Consider the following 20,101-nt stretch of genomic DNA (forward strand, 5'->3'; position numbering starts at 1 on the left):
GTATAATGCCGTTTTTATTGCCGATTCTGTACAGTGTGGTTACGGCCGTACCGGTAAGTTTTTCTCACAGGATTTTGCCGGCGTTAATGCCGATATTTACAGTATGGCTAAGGGTATGGGTAATGGTTTCCCAGTTGGCGGCATTATCATTTCGCCTAAAATCCAGCCTGCTTATGGCATGTTAGGTACCACATTTGGTGGTAATCATTTGGCATGTGCTGCCGGCTTAGCCGTTTTAGAGATCATGGAGCAGGATAACCTGATGCATAATGCCGAAACTGTTGGTGAATACCTGATTAAAGAGCTCAAAAAACTGGAGCAGGTTAAAGAAGTACGCGGAAGAGGTTTGATGATCGGTATTGAACTACCCGAAGAACTATCAAACGTGCGTAAAGAACTTTTATTTAAGCACCATATTTTTACCGGCGAAGCTAAACCAAACGTAGTAAGGTTATTGCCTGCGCTCAATTTAACAAAAGCACATGCTGATAGGTTTTTAGAGGCTTTTGTAAATGTTTTAAACCAATAATTCGCTATTAAATACCGGCCTGATGAAACTATTCTCTTCTGTAAACGATGTTACCGATATCAACGCGCTTGTAAAAGAAGCGTTGCAGCATAAACAAGATCCGTATGCCCACCAGCACCTGGGTAAAAATAAAACCCTGGCTTTAATATTTTTAAACCCAAGTCTGCGTACCCGCATGAGTACCCAAAAAGCAGCTATTAATTTAGGCATGAATGTAATGGTGCTTAATATTGATAAAGAAGGCTGGGCATTAGAACTGCGCGATGGGGTAATTATGGATGGAAGCACTGTGGAGCATATCCGTGAAGCTGCAGGCGTTATGGGCCAGTATGCCGACATTATTGGTGTACGTTCGTTTCCGGGCTTACGAAACCGCGAAGAAGATTATAGCGAGATGATATTTAACAAGTTTGTTGAATTTTGTAAAGTACCTGTAGTTAGTCTGGAATCGGCTACACGTCACCCTTTGCAAAGTCTGGCAGATCTGATCACTATTGAAGAGTTAAAAACTTCAGCACGTCCTAAAGTGGTATTAACCTGGGCACCGCATATAAAGCCACTGCCGCAGGCTGTACCCAATTCTTTTGCGGAATGGATGTGTAAGGCCGATGTTGACTTTACCATCGTTCAGCCAAAGGGTTATGAACTTTGCGCCGATTTTACACAAGGAGCTAACATTGCTTACGATCAGGATGAGGCCTTAGCTGGCGCCGATTTTATTTACGTAAAAAACTGGTCTGCTTATGAGCCTTATGGCAACATCTTGGGTAAAAACGAAGAATGGATGCTGACTAACGAAAAGCTGAAAGCAACCAATAATGCAAAAGTAATGCACTGCCTGCCGGTACGCCGCAACCTGGAGCTTTCTGACGAGATACTGGATGGCCCTAACTCTATCGTGATCCATGAAGCAGGTAACCGCGTTTGGGCAGCTCAGGCTGTACTGAAACAAATGCTGGAAAGTTTGTAAAGTGAAAAAAGTTTATGACATTCTGCTCAATAAAATCAGGATAGGTACAACTAAACTTGAAAATGCAGATGTCCCTATGGGTGTTGTATTTGGTCAAATCGATTTTGTCGATACGACTTCCAAGTATACTTTTTTCAGAAATTATTGTTTGGAGAATAAGATTGATTTTGAAGACTATCCCCGAGATAAACTTATATCAACCTCAATTATACCACATTTAACTGTATATGAAGCCAGTGGATATATGATTAAAGGTGAAGGATGTTTTATTTCGGGAATGGATGAAACTAAGTTTGATATCTATATTCATGGAATAACCGATTTACTTTATAGAGAAGAATTTCCACATCGCATAAAAACTAAATAGATAGGTTTTGAATTATGTATATACCGTCATTCAATAAATTCGAGAATGAGCAGGAAGCCATTAGCTTCATGCAGCGGTATAGCTTTGCAACTATAGTTACATCGGTTGATGATGTACCGTATGCAACCCATCTCCCCTTTTTAGTGGAACAGCGCGATGATAAGATTGTCTTATCATCGCACTTTGCTAAAGCCAATCCACAGGCGGCACAAATATTAGGTAAAGCGGTACTCGTTATATTTACAGAACCACACGCTTACATTTCCCCATCCAATTACGAAAAAGAAACTAACGTGCCTACCTGGAATTACCTGGCGGTTCATGCTTATGGCAAAGCAGCATTGCTTGACGATACTGATCAAACAGCCAATTTGTTAGTGCATACCATTAACACTTATGAGCCGGCCTACCTGCATCAGTACGAAAAGCTATCCGACGAATACAAGCAAAAAATGATGAAAGGTATTGTTGCCTTTGAAATCATTGTGGGTAACCTGCAAGCCAAAAAGAAACTGAGTCAAAACCGGACTGAACAAGAAAGAGAAAATATTATCAATACTTTAAGTGAAAGCCCGGATACTACTGAAAATGAAATAGCTAAGTATATGACAGCTATGAAACCTATCCAATAGATTTGGAGGCTCGGTTGATCATACTATTAAGTGTCAGCCCTTGCACTATTACCGAGAATATCACAATAAAATAACTCCCGGAAAGTATCAGGTGCCGATACGGTGTATCCGGTAGCGATAACGCCAGCGCTATAGAGATCCCTCCCCGCAACCCTGCCCAGGTCATCACGTTAATATTGCTGTAGTTTACATTTAACGACCGGCGCAGAAATGTAAGTGGTAACATAATGCTCAGCCAACGTGCAATCAGTATCATTACAATAGATATACTTCCGGTTACCCAATAGCTATTTACAAAAGGCAGGTTGATCAATTGCAGACCAATCATCACAAATAAAATTGTATTCAGCATTTCATCAACCAGCTGCCAGAATTTTTCCAGCGCCTCGTGCGATCGTTCTTTGTTATCAATGTTAATTGAATTACTACCGGCAAATAAGCCTGCTGTTACAACAGCCAGCGGTATCGAAAAATGAAGCAAAGTAGCCAGCACAGATAATCCCATTACCAGCGCCAGTGAAATCAAAACAATGGTTTGAAAATCAGTTACCGATTTCATTAAACGCTGTGCCAAATAACCTAAGAATGCCCCTGCCGCTATTCCTCCAATCACCTCCCTGATAATAAGCAGAATTACTTTTGATAGCTCGATATTTTCTTCACCTACCCTTGTTATTTCGAGGATAATAACAAACAGAACCAAACCTACACCATCATTGAATAACGATTCGCCGGATATAATGGTTTCCAGGTGAGCTGGAAGTTTAGAGTTTTTTACAATAGCCGATACTGCCACCGGGTCTGTAGGTGATACCAATGCTCCAAATAGCAGACAGTAGATCAAGGGCATATGTATATGAAAAAACGGAGCCAGATAAAACAAGAGCAATCCGAAAATAGCCGTTGAAAGTACAACCCCAAAAGTACTCAATATAAATACCGGCCGCATTGCTTTTTTTAATTTTCGGCTATCGAGATTAAATGAACTTGAAAACAGCAAAAAACCCAGCATAATATTAAGCAAAGCCTTTGAGAAATTAATATTCTTGGCCAGCGAGGTAAGGTATTTAGCAGAAGCCGGATTTAGCTGATTAACAACCAATATGATCACCGATGATACAGTGGCTATTAATACAATGCCTATGGTACCTGGAAGCTTTGTAAAACGAGCGTTGATATAAGAAAAAACAGCGCTGACAATAACCAATAAAGCAATGATAACGAATAGATCCATACTTATTAACTTCATTTAGAAAGTAAATAAGCATGTCAATTGTTTTGTTCACTGTACTTTTTACTTCGACTCAGGATCTGTCATCCGGGTTTCAGTATTAAAATAACGTATGATTAAACGGTTATCGCTATTTTTAGTAAAGTAAGAAACGGCCCAGCTAAAAAATATGGTTCCTTTATTAGTGAAACCAGCTAATGACATGATATGTACCACACCCCATATCACCCAGGCCATAAATCCCTGCAGGTGTACTTTACCAATATCGGCCACTGCCTTATTGCGGCCAATAGTGGCTAACGCCCCTTTATCATTATACTTAAACGGTACTGTCGATTCTCCATTAATGATACGGACAATATTTTTCGCCAGTTGCCGTCCCTGTTGTATAGCTGTTTGGGCTACTCCAGGGTGACCGTTGGGGGTATCGGCTGTTATAACGGCTGATACATCGCCAATGGCAAAAATATTAGGATAGCCATTTACACGATTAACTTCATTTGTCTGGATGCGGTTTCCTTTGGTTATACTTGTAGCAGGTACACCTTCAGGTATTTCACCTTTTACACCGGCTGCCCATAAAACGTTACGTGTTAATATAGTAGTGCCGTCATCAATTTTAAGCTCAACCCCATCATAGCTTTGTACATGCACGCTATTAAATATAGTGACATCCATATCTAATAAAAATTGTTTAGCCTTAGCCGATGCGCCGGGTGAAAACGAAGCCAATAATTCGGCTTTACCTTCAACCAGATAAACCTTCATATTGTGTTTACGCAAACCATGATAATCTTTCATTAATATCAACTGCCTCATTTCTGCCAGTGCGCCTGATAGTTCAACGCCTGTTGGGCCGCCCCCTACGACAACAAAAGTCATCAATGCAGCCTTTTCTTCCGGATCTTTAGCTATTAATGACATTTCCAGGTTCTGAAGTATCAGGCTCCGCAGATTTAACGCTTCAGGAACGTTTTTCATAGGCATTGCAAAATGCTCAATCTCTTTATTTCCGAAAAAATTAGTATTTGAGCCTGTGGCAATAACCAAGTAATCAAAATAAATGGTGCCTATATTGGTCTCTATTGTATTGTTTTCAGGATGTATACGTTCTACCTCGGCCAGTGCAAACCTAAAATTGTCTTGTTTGGTAAATATTCTGCGTATTGGAAAAGCGATAGAATCGGCAGCTATACTACCTGCGGCCACCTGGTAAAGCAGCGGCTGAAAGGTATGATAATTGTGTTTATCCAATAAAAGCACGTCTACCGGTGCATTTTTAAGATTTTTAGCTAATTCAAGCCCTCCAAATCCTCCCCCTATAATTACTACACGTGGTTTTGCACTTTTCTTTTGATCCATAGGAAAATTTAAAGCAAGTATAATGCCTTATCATTTCAATTATACCAATTATTTCATAATCAAATTGTAAAGTTCGATAGATAATTATTTTATCATTTTTTAACACATTTCAATCAAAATACACTATAAATTCATATTTTTAGCACATTCTGTTTAGTTTAATGAAAGTTTTGCACCCTTAGGGGTTATATAATTGTTAAGAATGAATAAAATTGACCCAGTTTCATCGAATCCTGCCCAATTATCGGAAAATAAGAAGCTGTACGTAATAAAAATAGGTGGAAATGTTATTGACAACTCCGAAAACCTCTATCATTTCCTAAAAGATTTTGAAGGCTTACAAGGGCATAAAATACTGGTACATGGTGGTGGCAAGGTAGCAACTCAAATAGCCGAAGAATTAGGCATTGAAGCTAAACTGGTTGATGGTCGCCGCATTACCGATATTGAAACGTTAAGGGTGGTGACAATGGTTTATGGAGGCCTTATTAATAAAAATATAGTAGCGCAGCTGCAACGTTTTGGTAACAACGCCATTGGCCTTACAGGAGCCGATGGTAATTTGATAAAAGCTAAAAAACGTCCGGTAAAAACTATTGATTACGGTTTTGTTGGTGATCTGGATGAAAACTCCATCAATGCCTCTAATATCAGTCGTTTGGTAGAATCTGGCTTCACCCCTGTTTTTTGCGCCTTAACACACGATGGCGAAGGTCAATTGTTAAATACCAATGCGGATACCATTGCTTCGGCATTGGCAGTATCACTATCATCATTATATGAAACCACGCTTATTTATTGTTTTGAAAAAAAGGGCGTTTTAAAAGACATAGATGATGAAGACTCGCTAATCAGGGAAATTAATCCGGCACGTTACGAAGAATTAAAAATACAAAAAATCATACACAGCGGCATGCTGCCCAAATTGGATAATGCCTTTACGGCTATTTCATGCGGGGTAAAGGCTGTGATCATCGGCAAATCTGATGATTTGGGTCAGTTAAAAGAAAATAAACCATTTGGAACACGTTTAAGTACAAGCGCATGAATTCATCACAGCATTTAACCATATTAGGTTCTGGTAACATTGGGTTGTCATTAGCCAAAGGGTTAGTAAAAGCAAATATTTGCAAACCACAGCAAATTACCCTTACACGCAGAAACGTAGCGGCTTTGGCTGGCTATTCAATGGAGGGCTATTATACCACTGATAATAATATTAAAGCGGTACGAAAAGCCGACATAATTGTTTTGGCTGTATTGCCTCAGCAGCTAAATAAACTTTTGGATGAGATAAGACCCGTTATTAAACAGGATAAACAATTGCTTATTTCTGTAATATCGGGTGTTACCTGCAATGATATTCGCCAACACCTGGATATGAATGTTCAGGTAGTACGTGCCATGCCCAATACAGCTATCGCCATAGGCCAATCCATGACCTGTATTGCCACAGATACCGGCACCAACAAAAATATTAATCTGGTTAAATCGCTTTTTGATACCGTGGGTGTAAGCATCCAGATCAACGAGGAACTCATGACATCAGCTACCGCACTTTGCGCCTGTGGTATAGCCTTTTTCCTACGTTCTATACGTGCGGCATCTCAGGGTGGTACCGAAATTGGTTTCCATGCGCATGATGCTTTAAAAATGGCCGCGCAAACGGCCAAGGGTGCTGCCGATTTATTACTACAGTTATCATCGCACCCGGAGCAGGAAATTGATAAGGTTACATCGCCAAGTGGTTGTACCATTGCAGGTTTAAATGAAATGGAGCACCATGGCTTTAGCTCGGCTATGATAAAAGGTATCCGACTTTCGGCGGAAAAAGCAGGTGATCTGTATAAAAAAGCAGAATAAGCTTGCTTTTTACGCTCAGCAAGCTGATTCTTTATAATTATCTTATATTCAAAATTTAAAACTGCCACCTTATAAATTAAGTGGCGATACGCGTTAAGCGTTTACTTTTCAAAATGTTAACAGTCGAAAAAATTGGCGGCACTTCCATGACCGCCTTAAATGATGTCATTAAAAATATCATCCTATTTGAACGCAGCGGGCAGCAATTATACAATCGTATTTTTGTGGTATCAGCCTTCTCTGGAGTAACCAACTTGCTGCTCGAAAACAAAAAGACTGGCGCGCCAGGTGTTTATCATCGCCTTGCCAGTTATAAGGATTTTCATAAGCCGATAAAAGCGTTGATAGTAAAGCTCAAGCAGATCAATAAAAGTTATGAAGGCCTGGGTTTGGATATTGCGAAAGCTGACGAGTTTATAGAACAACGTATTAATGACGCCCAAACTTACCTCGAAAACCTGGCTAATATACTGGCCTCAGGTTATGTAAGTAAGGATGGTATTTTACAAGCGGCACGTGAAATCCTGGCATCTATTGGCGAAAGTCATTCAGCTTTTAACTTTACCAATATCCTACAAAATATGGGCATCAACGCTACTTTTGTTGACCTGAGTGGCTTTCATGATCATCGCTCGTTCACCATTGATCAGCGTATTAAAAAAGATCTGCAGCATATTGATTTTGAAAACACCATTACCATTGTAACGGGTTATACCAAAGGTACAGAGGGCATTATGCGTGAGTTTGACAGAGGATACTCCGAAGTTACTTTCAGCAAAATAGCAGTTGCTGTTAAACCACAGGAAGCCATTATTCATAAAGAATATCACCTATGTACTGCCGACCCTGAACTGGTTGGGATTGATAACTGCTTTCCGGTTGGTAATACAAATTATGATGTGGCCGATCAGTTGGCTGATGTAGGCATGGAGGCTATCCATCCCAAGGCATCAAAACCGTTGGAAATAAATGGCATAAACCTACGTATCAAAAATACGTTTCAACCAGAACATCCGGGCACACTAATAACCCGCGAATACATTTGCGATAAAAAGCGAGTAGAGGTTATTACAGGTACTGAAAAGGTTACTATGATAGATGTTTATGATCCGTCGATGGTAGGCAACGTGGGATCTGACTTTCATATCATGCAGTTATTCCACAAATTTGGAGTGAGCTATTCCTTTAAAGCAACCAGCGCCAATAGTATCTCTATTGTTATTTGGGAAAAAGACTTTAATAAAAAGCTGATACAGGAGTTGGAAGATAATTTTGAAAAAGTAACCGTTGAAAAAATGGCTATGGTTTGTCTCATTGGCTCCAACATGGATCAGCCAGGGCTATTAGCCAGATCGGCAACAGCTTTGGCTAAAAGTGGCATCAATATTAAAAGCTGCGGCCTGGCCCTGCGCAAGGTAAACATACAGTTCCTGGTTTCGCGTGAGGATTTTAAAGAAGCTATCAAGGCGCTAAATAAAGCGATGATATAAAATATTCAAAGCAGCAAGCTTACATTTAAGCTTGCTGCTTTGTAACTTTCCCGTTAGATAACGTCTATAACCGGAACGTTTTAAGCATATTTAATTTTTACTTAAGTTTATATGCGTAAAACTTTACTTCTTTTACTCTCTGCCCTATTTTCTTTAAATGCATTTGCTCAAAAGCCATCAAAAAAACCTTTAGACCATTCTGTTTTTGACGGATGGCAAAGTATTGATAACCAATATATCAGTAATGATGGCAAATGGGTATCGTACGTGATCAAAAAACAGCAGGGTGATAATGAACTGGTAATAGCTAACACCAAAAACAGCAGTAAGCTAAAAATACCACGGGCAGACACCACCTGTTTCAGCAACGATTCCAGATTTATCACTTTTCTGATCAGGCCTTTTTACAAAGACATTCGCCAAGCCAAAATAAAAAAGAAAAAACAGCCCGATTTCCCTAAAGACACACTGGGTATTATAACACTTGGCTCAACAGCAATAACCAAGGTACCAGCTATACGGTCGTTCAAACTATCGGCCAATGCTCCGGTTGTAGCTTATCTGGCTTCGGCAGATACTGTTAAAAAGCCATTATCAACTGACACCTCCAAAAAGGCTGTAAGCGCAACCATAGCGCCATCAACCCATGAAGGAAGCGATTTAACAATTAGGAAATTATCAGCTCAAACAACGCATACATTTAAATACGTTACCGATTATCAATTAAGCAAAAACGGAAAGTTATTGGTTTTTTCGGTAACAACCCCGACAAAACAAAAGGATGTACAATCGGGCATGTATGTTTACGATATTGATAAAAACACAGTAAAAACTATTAGTACCGGACGCGGCAATTATAGTAATATTGTTATTGATGATGCCGGCCGTCAAATAGCCTTCACCGCCGAAAAAAATCCGGAAAAAGCATCAGTTAAACCTTTTAAACTTTATTATTATACTCATAACCGCGATAGCGCTGAAGTTATAGCAGCTACAGGTACAAAAAGTTTGCCGCAAAAATGGGCCGTTAGCGGAAACGGCAAAGTATACTTTAGTAAAAGCGGCAATAATCTGTTTTTTGGCACGGCTCCTATCCCTAAACCTGCCGATACTACCATTGTTGATTTTGAAGTAGCCAAGCTGGATATATGGAATTATAAAGATGATTACCTGCAACCACAACAGCTAAAAAACCTGCAAGCCGAATTAAAACGCAGTTACCTCGCCGTTATAAAATTGAATGATACACAGCCCGCTCCATTACAATTGGGCAGCAAAGCCATACAAGAAATACAGGTAGCAGATAATAAAGATGCACGCTATGTTTTAGGTGTTACCGATACAGGATCACGTGTGCAGGCCCAGTGGGAAGGAGCTACCAGGCAGCAAGCTATTTTGATTGATACTAAAAGCGGTAACAAACGCCTCATTAACTCAGGCACCAAAACTAGGTATCATATATCGCCAGATGGGAAATACGTGATTTGGTTTGATCTGGAAAAACAGAACTGGTTTTGCTATACCATTGCTACCGGACAAAAAAGTAATCTGACTGCTAACATAGGTACCAAAATGGGCGATGAATTAAATGATGTGCCCGACTATGCTTCAGATTACGGACTGGCCGGATGGGTACAGGGAGATAAAGCAGTATTAGTATACGACCGTTATGATATTTGGAGCGTTGACCCAGCTACAAACACAGCAACCAATTTCACCAATGGAATTGGCCGCAAGAATAAACTGATCATCAGGTATGAAATGACCAACCCGGAAGAAAAATTTATCCCGGTTAAAAAACGAATGTGGTTACAAGCCCAAAACGAAGTAAATAAACAATGGGGATATTACACTAAATATCCGGAAAGCAGCGCTGCTCCTGAAAAGGTATCTATGCTCCCGATGAGTTATGGCAACTTGCTGAAAGCGAAAAATACAGATACCTACATTTATACCAAGGCCAGTTACGAATTACCGGCTGACTTATACGTTTCAACTGATCTTAAAAAGGAGATTAAACTAAGTGATATTAATCCGCAACAATCAGAATATAACTGGGGTACGGCATCATTAGTGAAATGGACAACCGCAAAAGGCCATCAGTCTGAAGGCATTTTATACAAACCTGAGGATTTTGACCCGACTAAAAAGTACCCCATGATCGTATATTTTTATGAGAAACTTTCTGAAGGTTTATATAATTATATATCGCCGGCCCCTACCCCGTCACGCCTGCCTATATCGTTTTTTGTAAGCAACGGCTATTTGGTTTTTACTCCAGACATTAGTTATCAAACTGGTCATCCCGGTGCCTCAGCTATGGAGTATATTAATTCGGGGGTAGAGGCGCTAAAGAAAAGCTCGTGGGTTGATGCTGCTCATATTGGTTTACAGGGCCAAAGCTGGGGTGGTTACCAGGTGGCTTACCTCATTACCCAAACAAACATGTATGCCGCTGCCTGGGCCGGTGCACCTGTGGCTAACATGACCTCAGCCTATGGCGGCATCCGGTGGGAAACTGGTGTTAATAGACAATTTCAGTACGAAAGAACACAAAGCCGTATTGGTGCCACCTTATGGGAAAAGCCTGAATTGTATATTGAAAATTCACCATTATTTCAACTCCCTAAGGTACAAACACCGGTAATGATCATGAGCAACGATGCTGACGGAGCTGTACCCTGGTATCAGGGGATTGAAATGTTTACGGCATTACGCCGTCTAAATAAACCTGTTTGGTTGCTGCAATACAACGGCGAAGCCCATAACCTTGTGCTCAGGCAAAACCGTAAGGATATAACTATACGTGAGCAGCAATTTTTTGATCATTTTTTAAAAGGTGCCCCTATGCCGGTTTGGATGGCCAAAGGTGTGCCCGCAGTTGATAAAGGTAAAGACTGGGGATTTGAACTGGTGAAATAAATAGTATAAAAACAAAGCAGGTCGGTAAATACCGGCCTGCTTTGTTTTATAGTTGAGATAATTATATTGTTCTGTTAGTGTCCCATTTCTCAAGGTAATCTGCAACACGCCGAACAAATGAACCACCCAAAGCGCCGTCAACCACACGGTGGTCATAAGATAATGACAGGAACATCATATGGCGTATAGCAATCATATCGCCCTCTTTGGTTTCAATTACCGCTGGTTTCTTTTTAATTGCACCTACTGCTAATATGGCTACTTGTGGCTGGTTTATAATAGGTGTACCCATTACGTTACCAAAAGAGCCTACGTTGGTTATGGTAAATGTACCATCTTTCACATCATCAGGCTGTAGCTTGCCAATGCGTGCACGGTTAGCCAGGTCATTTACTGATTTGGTTAGTCCCAATAAATTTAGTTCATCAGCCTTTTTAATTACCGGCACTATCAGGTTGCCGCTTGGTAAAGCGGTTGCCATACTGATGTTTATCGCTGCTTTTTTAATGATCTGTGTACCATTTACGGTAATGTTGATCATAGGAAAATCTTTAATAGCCTTTACAACGGCTTCAATAAAGATAGGCGTGAATGTTATTTTTTCGCCTTCGCGTTTTTCAAAGCTGTTTTTAACCTTTTCACGCCATAGTACCAGGTTAGTAACATCCGCCTCAACAAATGAGGTAACGTGAGGCGATGTTTGCTTGCTCATTACCATGTGGTCGGCAATTAAGCGGCGCATCCTGTCCATTTCTATAACCTCATCTACACCAGATACCGAGAATGCGGCCTTTGGCGCTTCTTCATTTTTAATTGGTTGTGCCGCAGCAGCAGGTGCTGCAACAGGTTGAGTAACGGCTGGTTTTACTGGTTCAATTACAGGTGCTGAAGCAGATGAATTATATGATACCGGAGCTTGAACAGGAACCGCTGCTTTTTGCGCAGCTTCCGGAGCATGTCTGTTTTGAAGATAATTCAACAGATCGTCTTTGGTCAATCTTCCATCAGAACCACTTCCGGGTATGCGGTCAAGCTCGTCGGTTTTAATACCTTCTTGTGTGGCTATATTCCTAACTAAAGGTGAATAAAAACGACCTTCGCTTTTAAAAGGTTCAGGAACTGAAACTGAGTTATGTTTTTCTAACTGATCAATGCCAGGTACTGATACAGGCGCTGTAAAATGTTGCTCTGCCTCCACAGTTACTTTTTCAGTATGCTGTGGTTTTTCAACAGCTTGAGGTGCCGAAATCAGTTCGGCTTCACTTAGGGTAGCTTCATTGGTTTCAATAACTGCTATTACTGCCCCTACCTGAACCACGTCATTCTCTTTATAAAGCTGCTCTACTAATTTACCTGTTACAGGCGACGGAACGTCTGAATCAACCTTATCGGTTGCTATCTCCATTACTGCTTCATCTGCTTCTATATGATCTCCTGGATTTTTTGTCCACTTAATTATAGTTGCTTCAGCAACGCTTTCACCCATTTTTGGCAATAATAGTTGGTATTTGGCCATGTTAAGATTATAGTTTCATTTCAAAATTAAAGATTTCGATCTGTACTTTGCAATTTATGTTAGTAAAGTATTTAACATTGACAAAGCCGCTATCGCGCTCCGTTCAATATTTTGCCGGCGTTTGGTACCAAATGTATGTTTCTTTATTAACATTTTACCCTTACCGGCAACCGCAATCCATACGGTGCCAACAGGTTTATCATCAGTACCGCCATCTGGCCCGGCTATCCCTGTTATGGCTACCGCAAAATCCGATTTAAAGTTAAGCAAAGCTCCTTCAACCATCTCTTTGGCAGTTTGTTCACTTACGGCACCATATTGATACAACGTTTCGGGCAATACTCCTAAAACACTTTCTTTTAATTCATATGAATAGGTAACAGCACCGCCAAAAAACACACTGGATGAACCTGGGTGCTGCGTAAACAGATGTGACAGATAACCACCTGTACAACTTTCAGCTACTGAAAGGGTAAGTTCTCTACTCGTCATTTTATTCAATATGGCTTTTTCAAGCGCAATATCCTGGTCAATCACATAAAAACTGCCTACACGTTCAATTATCCTTTGAGCAAAAGCATTTACCTGTTGTTTTAAAACACCTTCATCTTCACCAAATCCACTCAGGCGTAAACGCACCTGCCCAAGTTTGGGCAAATAAGCCAATTTAATATAGGGAGGCAGGTCATTTTCAATATCGGCTATACGTTCAGCCAAAAATGACTCACCCTCACCTACTGTTAATATCGTTTTATGAATAATTATCGGAAGCTTTAACGTGGCTTTTATTTTAGGCAGCACGGTTTCTTCCATCATATACATCATTTCAAAAGGCACGCCCGGCATCGATACATAAATAATACCCTCATGATTGAACCACATGCCCGGAGCTGTACCGTTATGATTAGGTACTACCTCGCAGTTAGCCGGAACATATGCCTGTAGCCTGTTTACTTCCAGTAATGGACGGTTGTATTTGGCGAAAATGTTTTTCACATTTTCTAACGCTTCTTCATTTTCAACAAGACCTACGCCAAAATATTCGGCCAACGTTTTTTTGGTGATATCATCTTTGGTCGGGCCAAGTCCGCCGGTAATAAAAATGATACTCGCCCGTTCCGATGCCTCCTTTAAGGCTTTTAAAATATGTTCCCGATCATCAGACACTGAAGATATCTGCTTAACGCGGATACCTATTTTGTTTAATTCGGTGGCCATCCAGGCCGAATTGGTATCAACAATTTGGCCAATGAGTATCTCGTCGCCAATGGTTATAATTTCTGCCAGCATTTTATTAGTAAAAAGTTCCTGGATTAGTATAATCGTTTCTCTTGCTCAATTTCAGATCCTGCAAAATAGTAGATTTTACCTTCAATGTAACATTATATGATTTTAAATAACCAAAAGGTATCCATTGAACAGAAAGATCCCAACAATGCAAATCACGATAAATAGATAGCGAAGTTGCGCTTCCGATCTTGGCTGCCTTAATATCATAGTTGGTGGAGTATTGAATTTTCCACTTTTGGGTAAGGTTAACATCACCAGTAACCTGAAGTGTGTTACTTGTTGAAGTAACATTATTAAAGTTACTATAGCTGTAACTATAGTTGAACGATATGTTCCAGGGTACATTAAAATCAACATAAGCATTTGGGTCGCTGTTTACCATAGCAAGCCTTTGAGCTTGTGATGCGTTCATGGTTTGCAGGGTATTGACACCGGGAGTTGCAGGCGCATGAGCTTTGGTTGAATTTAAACTAGCGCTCATAGATACACTCATATTGCTCAACTGCGGAAACTTACCATCTTGCCAGGTGTAACGATTTATTTGCGTGGCATATTTTACAATGTTATTATTTTGGATCGAATCGCGGATTACAGTTACGTAAGGATTAAGGGTTCCCTGGAAACTGATGTTAAGCTTCTGATTAAAAATTGCCGTGTGACCCGAAAATGTAATAGGCGACAACTTCAGAGAATCCGCCGCGAAATTGTAAAAGGTTGAAAAAGATAAGCCTTGCAAAATGGTTACTTTTTTGTCAACACCAGAGGTATCAGTAGCTTTAGCTTTCACTTTTGCCTCAATAGTATTATCTAAACTAAAGTTAAGCCCGGCCTGTTTACCAGGCGATGGCCCGCCATAAACGGAATTCTCAAAAATGGAATACCTTTGCGAGGTATAAGGATATGGTATGGTAGCCTGGCTCACTGCCGTTTTATAATACCCAAAACTTGGGTCAGAAAAATCAGGGCGGTAACCAAAACTGATAGATGGGGTTGCCACGTGCCTGATAGCTTTTAAGTTTCCGTGCTTAAAATTAAGCTGCCCATAAAGTTTTGTTGATAAACCCGTACTTAAACTATATTCACCGGCGCGTTTAAAACCAGGAATAGTATCGGTGATCAATTGATCGCCGGTGCCTATACTACCACGTTCAAATTGTTTTCTTATGCTTTGAAAATACCAGCGTTCGGTGTAATTCACACTGCTGTTAAACTGAAAATATTTAAGCACGTTTAAGCCCAAACTTACCGGTATCTGATGCTGGAAACCATTCTGTAAACGTTTAGATAAGGTTTCGCTTTTAAAAAGTTCAGACTCGGGTACATCGTTCACTTTATTGGTAGCCGTCATGTTGTAACTAACGGTAATTTTTTGATACCATTTTTGCTCGCCTACCCTGTCTTTAGAATCAAATGGATTTATTGACGACATACCGAACGCTATTGTAGGCAACTCCACTGTAATAGTTTTACGCGCGATATCCTGACTGTGTGATAAACCGACTGTTAAATTAAAGGGCGTTCCGGCCCATGTTTTACCGTATGATATACTTGAGCGTAAAGTACTCGCTGCTATATCCGGTATGCTAACAGTTCCCCTTGTGTTCCTGAAAAAGCCTGATGTACCCGCATTTACCGAAGCACTGAAAGTAGAGCCTGGATTTGCGTTTGGATCCTGTGAGTGCGTCCAATCAATATGGACATCTTTGCTAGCCGGATCACCGGGTAAGCCATAGTTATGTGATCCGAAACTCAGTGCCAGATTACCTGTATATTTGTACCTTTTTAAATAGCGCATCACACTATTTAATTCGTATGATCCTTTGGAATATACGGTGGCAGTTGTAGTAAGGTCGATATAATCATTAAAACCCAGGTAGTAGCCAAAGTTTGATAGTTTAAACCCAAGCTGCTGATCTTCACCAAAGGTGGGCAATATTACTCCTGAGGTTCGCTGGTTAGGCTTAGGAAAAAAACCGAATGGTATGGCTAAAGGTAAGGGAATCCCCTCTATCTCCAAATATGCCGGACCCGATATGATCCTGTTTTTTTCGCCAATTCCGCGGGTTATAACAATGCCGAAGTGAGTATCCGGATAAGGCAGATCGCAGGTACTGAATATTACGTTACGGTAAGCCACCTCTGTTTCATTCAACTTTTTTGCTTGCCCGCCTGATATGAAATTACCATCCTGCTCTGATGCCGGGTTATATAGCTTTCCCTTTTTTGTTTCGTAATTAAACAATAAAGAATCTGAGGATACCGGCTTATCATTTTTTTGTTTGGAGATGGGTCTGCCTATGTAGCGCTTAGTACGCGGGTCAATACTTCCCCGGGCAAACATTACGTGATTCTTTTGATCTACCCTGATATAATCAGCATCAAGCTCAAAATCTTCATAGGTTACCCTGGCACGGCCATACAGATACAGAATATCCTTTTCATTGTCAACATGAGTAGAGTCTTCAGCAACAGCCTTAACTTCAGATTGAAGTCCACCGTTTTTTGCCGTATCATTTTTTGCCGCGGGAATGGCTCCATTCTTTTTGCCCTTTACAGCATTTCCCTTTTTAATGGTATCCGTAAGGCCAGGTGTAAGGCCAGGTGTATTTACATTTGGTGTATTTTGCTTTGTTTTATTACTTTTAAACAATTTCTTGTCCCGTACAGAATCGAGTTTTATAATAGTATCAGCGACTGGCTTGCTGCCATAACCCTTATGTGTACCTTTGCTTTCGGCAACAAGTACATTTACCGTTAAAATAATTGCAAGCGAAAAAAAAAGGGTTGTAAATTTCAAAATTGGTTGTGAATAGTATTTTTGCAGATAAAGTTAACAGCGCTCAAAAATAATGAAAAATAAGGCATTGAAAAGATTGATTTATAGTTTATCGGTATTACTGACGCTCCTTTCATTTTTCCCGGTTACATCTTATGGCTTCATAAAAATAGATACTGCTTTAAACGATTCAAAAAAAGACACGGTTCCGGCAAACACCGGTTTTAAAATCAAAACCATCATTATTGATCCTGGGCATGGTGGTGCTCCTTCCAGCACAACCGGCCATTATTCGCATGGTGCATCCGGCTCATTTTCTCACGAAAGAAATGTAACGCTTGCAATTGGTCGAAAATTGCAGGCTGCAATAGAAAAAGAACTTACCGGTGTAAAGGCTGTTATGACGCGAACTACAGAAGATGATGTTTCTTTTGAACGACGCGCCGAAATAGCTAATGAAAATAAAGGGAATATTTTCATATCGATACACTGCAACTCTCTTTCTGACAGACGGGTTTCCCGCAAGGTTGGAACTAAGCATCATAAACCAGTATATAAAACCGTTAGTGTTCCGGACAGATCGGGCAAAGGCGTATTATTATTGGTATATGGATTAAAACGTACCAGGGAGGCTGAAAATGAAATTCAAAAAAATCAGGTAGAAGGCGAATCTGAACTTGATGGCGGCGCTTTAGACCCTAACGACCCGGTAACTATTATTTTGACTAACGAGTATAAAAGAAAGTTCAGGCAACAAAGCATAAACCTGGCAACCCTACTTAACAAAGAATTTGTTGATACAGACAACAGGCCAAGTGAAGGAATCAGGGAACAAAGTATTTACGTATTATGCCATAGCTCTATGCCATCTGTTTTAGTGGAAACAGGATATATCAATAACCCTGATGATGAAGCGTATTTGAATTCCGAAGATGGACAAAACGAAATTGTTGCCTCCATTGTGCGAGCCATTACCAATTATAAAAATGAAGTTGAGTTGGTTTCAAAGTAATATAGATTAGATTTGCCCTTAAAACAAAAGCCCCGATAAAAAGTTAAACTACACAAACTACCTAACAGAATAACATTACAACCATAACCATACTGCTTAATGAAAATCTCTAACGAAACAAAAATAGGCGCTCTCACGGCCATAGCGATCACTATACTTATATTAGGTTATAGCTTTTTGCGCGGAAATGATGTTTTTTCGAGTTCAAATAAATATTATGCCGTTTACAGAAGTGTTGAAGGCCTGGCTTTGGCTAAACCTGTACTGGTTAATGGCTTCCAGATAGGCCGGGTATCAAGCATGAAGCTGCAACCCGATGGGCACACCATTGTAGAGTTTAAGATTGACCCTGATTATGTTGTACCTAACAATACCCTTGCAAAGCTGTCAAGCACCGATCTTTTGGGCAGTAAGGCCATTGTATTTGAATTGGGAAACAGCAAAGTTCCGGCAGAAGATAAAGATACTTTAAAGGCTGATATACAAGGTAGCCTTGCGGAAAGCTTACAGCCGATACAGAAAAAAGCCGAAATGCTGATATCAAAAATGGATTCGTCACTGGCGGCCATTAACAAGATATTAAACCCGGAGTTTCAAAAAAATGTTGATCGTAGCTTTTTAAGTATTGCCAACTCATTGCAAACGCTTGAAGGTACCACAAAAAAGATTGACAACCTGGTTGCCTCGCAATCGGGCCATATCAATGGTATCCTGACTAATGCCGAGGTTGTTTCCGGTAGCTTAAAAGCAAGTACTACTCACATTAACGGCATGACTGCTAATTTTGAAAAAGTAAGTAATGATATTGCCAACGCCAATATCAAACAAACACTTGATAACGCCAATAAAGCAATGGCCGATCTGCAGGCTACTATTGCCAAAATTAACAATGGCCAGGGTTCATTAGGCTTACTGATGAATGATGATAAAATGTACAAAAACCTAACGGATGCTTCAAGCAACCTAAATAATTTGTTTATTGACCTTAAAGCTCATCCTAAACGCTATGTGAGCTTCTCGGTTTTTGGCGGTAAGAAAGACTGATCTTTAACGGAGTCAAGAGGTAAGAATCAAGAGACAAGACAGAAACTTATAAGAAAAGAAAAAAGCCGGTGATAATATCACCGGCTTTTTTCTTTTCTTTACATCTTTAGTATTACTTGTTTCTTGACTCTTGACTCTTGATTCTTACCTCTTGACTCCCCTATTCTATAACAAAAGTTTTTCCTTCAATGGCTAACTCCGTTGCCGGGAAAACGCTTCTGGCTTCATCAAGCAGCTCATTCAAAGTTTTATACCGGGCCGAGAAATGCCCTATCAGCAATTTGTGTGCATGGGTTTGTAAAGCGATCTCGCCTGCTTGTAAGGCTGTAGTATGATGCGTATCCTGTGCCCTGCTTAGCATATCATTTAAAAACGTAGCCTCATGATAAAGCAGGGTAACCTTATCAATTTGGTTAAAATATTGCTCGTTGTACAATGTATCTGAACAATAGGCATAGGTTTTAGGCTCGTCAGAATCAATGGTCAGCGTATCATTCTTATACACTACACCACTTGCCGATGTATAATCATTTCCCTTTTTAAGAGCGGTATAGTATTCAACCGGAATATGTAACTCTTCCAATTTTTCCTTTTTCAGCTTTCTCAGACGTTTCTTTTCTCTGAACAAAAATCCGGTACAATCAATACGATGATCAAGCGGAATGGTTTCTATGATAATATCATTATTATTTACAATAACCTCTGCCTTTTGAGCATTGGTAGGTGTAAACTCTAACGGAAACTGCAACGTTGTTTCAGAATATTTTAATTGCAGATCAATGATCTCTTTTAAATGAGGCGGGCCATACAGATGTAGCTCCTTTTTACGCCCATTCAGGTGCATAGATGATAGCAAACCTACCAGGCCAAGATAATGGTCGCCATGAAGATGGCTTATAAATATATGATCAATACGGCTGGCCTTGATATCAAAACGCAGCATTTGCTGCTGTGTGCCTTCTCCGCAATCAATTAAATACAGGCGCTCATTAATATTGAGCGCCTGTGAAGTTGGGTTTCTATTAAATATTGGTGTGGCAGAACTGCTCCCAAGTATTGTTACCTCAAATTTCATACAGGGTAAACAATCATAGGTG

Annotated in this window: 16 protein-coding genes; 10 read left to right on the forward strand and 6 right to left on the reverse strand. The window is 40.1% G+C overall.

Translation table 11 applies throughout. The features are described from left to right. The 4 genes from AAGC65_RS13070 to AAGC65_RS13085 all read left to right on the forward strand — a co-directional run. The coding region (locus tag AAGC65_RS13070) for an aminotransferase class III-fold pyridoxal phosphate-dependent enzyme (RefSeq protein WP_343112900.1) at positions 1-529 on the forward strand (529 nt) is incomplete at its 5' end. Between the two features lie 22 nt (positions 530-551). Beyond that, positions 552-1,499 (forward strand): N-acetylornithine carbamoyltransferase, encoded by a 948-nt coding sequence (locus AAGC65_RS13075; RefSeq protein WP_343112901.1) that lies wholly within the window; start codon positions 552-554, stop codon positions 1,497-1,499. Position 1,500: 1 nt separating this feature from the next. Beyond that, positions 1,501-1,866 carry a hypothetical protein gene (locus tag AAGC65_RS13080; RefSeq protein ID WP_343112902.1) on the forward strand — a complete coding sequence of 122 codons (366 nt, stop codon included), beginning with the start codon at positions 1,501-1,503 and terminating at the stop codon, positions 1,864-1,866. 14 nt (positions 1,867-1,880) lie between these two features. Then, positions 1,881-2,498, forward strand: coding sequence for an FMN-binding negative transcriptional regulator (locus AAGC65_RS13085; protein WP_343112903.1), 618 nt, complete (start codon positions 1,881-1,883; stop codon positions 2,496-2,498). Here the strand turns inward: AAGC65_RS13085 and AAGC65_RS13090 are convergent. Next, the gene (locus AAGC65_RS13090) at positions 2,488-3,732 is read right to left on the reverse strand and encodes a sodium:proton antiporter (protein WP_343112904.1); all 1,245 of its coding nucleotides are present in this window, start codon (positions 3,730-3,732) and stop codon (positions 2,488-2,490) included. The two genes, AAGC65_RS13085 and AAGC65_RS13090, sit on opposite strands and share 11 nt — an antisense overlap. A 60-nt stretch (positions 3,733-3,792) precedes the next feature. Further along, on the reverse strand, positions 3,793-5,091 hold the full coding sequence (locus AAGC65_RS13095) for an NAD(P)/FAD-dependent oxidoreductase (protein WP_343112905.1): 1,299 nt from the start codon (positions 5,089-5,091) through the stop codon (positions 3,793-3,795). A 202-nt stretch (positions 5,092-5,293) separates the two neighbouring features. Here AAGC65_RS13095 and argB point away from each other — a divergent pair, with 202 nt between their 5' ends. The 4 genes from argB to AAGC65_RS13115 all read left to right on the forward strand — a co-directional run bounded on the left by argB (position 5,294) and on the right by AAGC65_RS13115 (position 11,366). Continuing rightward, complete coding sequence (gene argB, locus AAGC65_RS13100) at positions 5,294-6,139, forward strand: acetylglutamate kinase (protein WP_343112906.1); 846 nt, start codon at positions 5,294-5,296, stop codon at positions 6,137-6,139. After that, positions 6,136-6,954 carry a pyrroline-5-carboxylate reductase gene (gene proC, locus AAGC65_RS13105; protein WP_343112907.1) on the forward strand — a complete coding sequence of 273 codons (819 nt, stop codon included), beginning with the start codon at positions 6,136-6,138 and terminating at the stop codon, positions 6,952-6,954. Before argB ends, proC begins: the two co-directional genes overlap by 4 nt. 113 nt (positions 6,955-7,067) lie before the next feature. Next, positions 7,068-8,444: an aspartate kinase gene (locus AAGC65_RS13110; RefSeq protein ID WP_343112908.1), complete on the forward strand. Its 1,377-nt coding sequence runs from the start codon at positions 7,068-7,070 to the stop codon at positions 8,442-8,444. Between the two features lie 111 nt (positions 8,445-8,555). Beyond that, positions 8,556-11,366 carry a prolyl oligopeptidase family serine peptidase gene (locus AAGC65_RS13115; protein ID WP_343112909.1) on the forward strand — a complete coding sequence of 937 codons (2,811 nt, stop codon included), beginning with the start codon at positions 8,556-8,558 and terminating at the stop codon, positions 11,364-11,366. 61 nt (positions 11,367-11,427) lie between these two features. Here the strand turns inward: AAGC65_RS13115 and AAGC65_RS13120 are convergent, their stop codons facing one another. Genes AAGC65_RS13120 through AAGC65_RS13130 form a run of 3 tightly spaced genes read right to left on the reverse strand, consistent with a single transcriptional unit; the run spans position 11,428 to position 16,969 of the window. Further along, positions 11,428-12,882, reverse strand: coding sequence for a dihydrolipoamide acetyltransferase family protein (locus AAGC65_RS13120; protein WP_343112910.1), 1,455 nt, complete (start codon positions 12,880-12,882; stop codon positions 11,428-11,430). A 54-nt stretch (positions 12,883-12,936) separates the two neighbouring features. After that, positions 12,937-14,172 (reverse strand): competence/damage-inducible protein A, encoded by a 1,236-nt coding sequence (locus AAGC65_RS13125; protein ID WP_343112911.1) that lies wholly within the window; start codon positions 14,170-14,172, stop codon positions 12,937-12,939. Positions 14,173-14,176: 4 nt separating this feature from the next. After that, complete coding sequence (locus tag AAGC65_RS13130) at positions 14,177-16,969, reverse strand: putative LPS assembly protein LptD (protein WP_343112912.1); 2,793 nt, start codon at positions 16,967-16,969, stop codon at positions 14,177-14,179. A gap of 52 nt (positions 16,970-17,021) precedes the next feature. Here AAGC65_RS13130 and AAGC65_RS13135 point away from each other — a divergent pair, with 52 nt between their 5' ends. Next, positions 17,022-17,960, forward strand: a complete 939-nt coding sequence (locus tag AAGC65_RS13135; protein WP_343112913.1) for an N-acetylmuramoyl-L-alanine amidase — start codon at positions 17,022-17,024, stop codon at positions 17,958-17,960. A gap of 99 nt (positions 17,961-18,059) precedes the next feature. Further along, positions 18,060-19,004, forward strand: coding sequence for an MlaD family protein (locus tag AAGC65_RS13140; protein ID WP_343112914.1), 945 nt, complete (start codon positions 18,060-18,062; stop codon positions 19,002-19,004). Between the two features lie 160 nt (positions 19,005-19,164). Here the strand turns inward: AAGC65_RS13140 and AAGC65_RS13145 are convergent, their stop codons facing one another. After that, positions 19,165-20,079, reverse strand: a complete 915-nt coding sequence (locus AAGC65_RS13145) for a ribonuclease Z (protein ID WP_343112915.1) — start codon at positions 20,077-20,079, stop codon at positions 19,165-19,167. Positions 20,080-20,101 lie beyond the last annotated feature (22 nt).

This window comes from Mucilaginibacter sp. (genome assembly GCF_039207105.1).
Lineage (GTDB): Bacteria > Bacteroidota > Bacteroidia > Sphingobacteriales > Sphingobacteriaceae > Mucilaginibacter.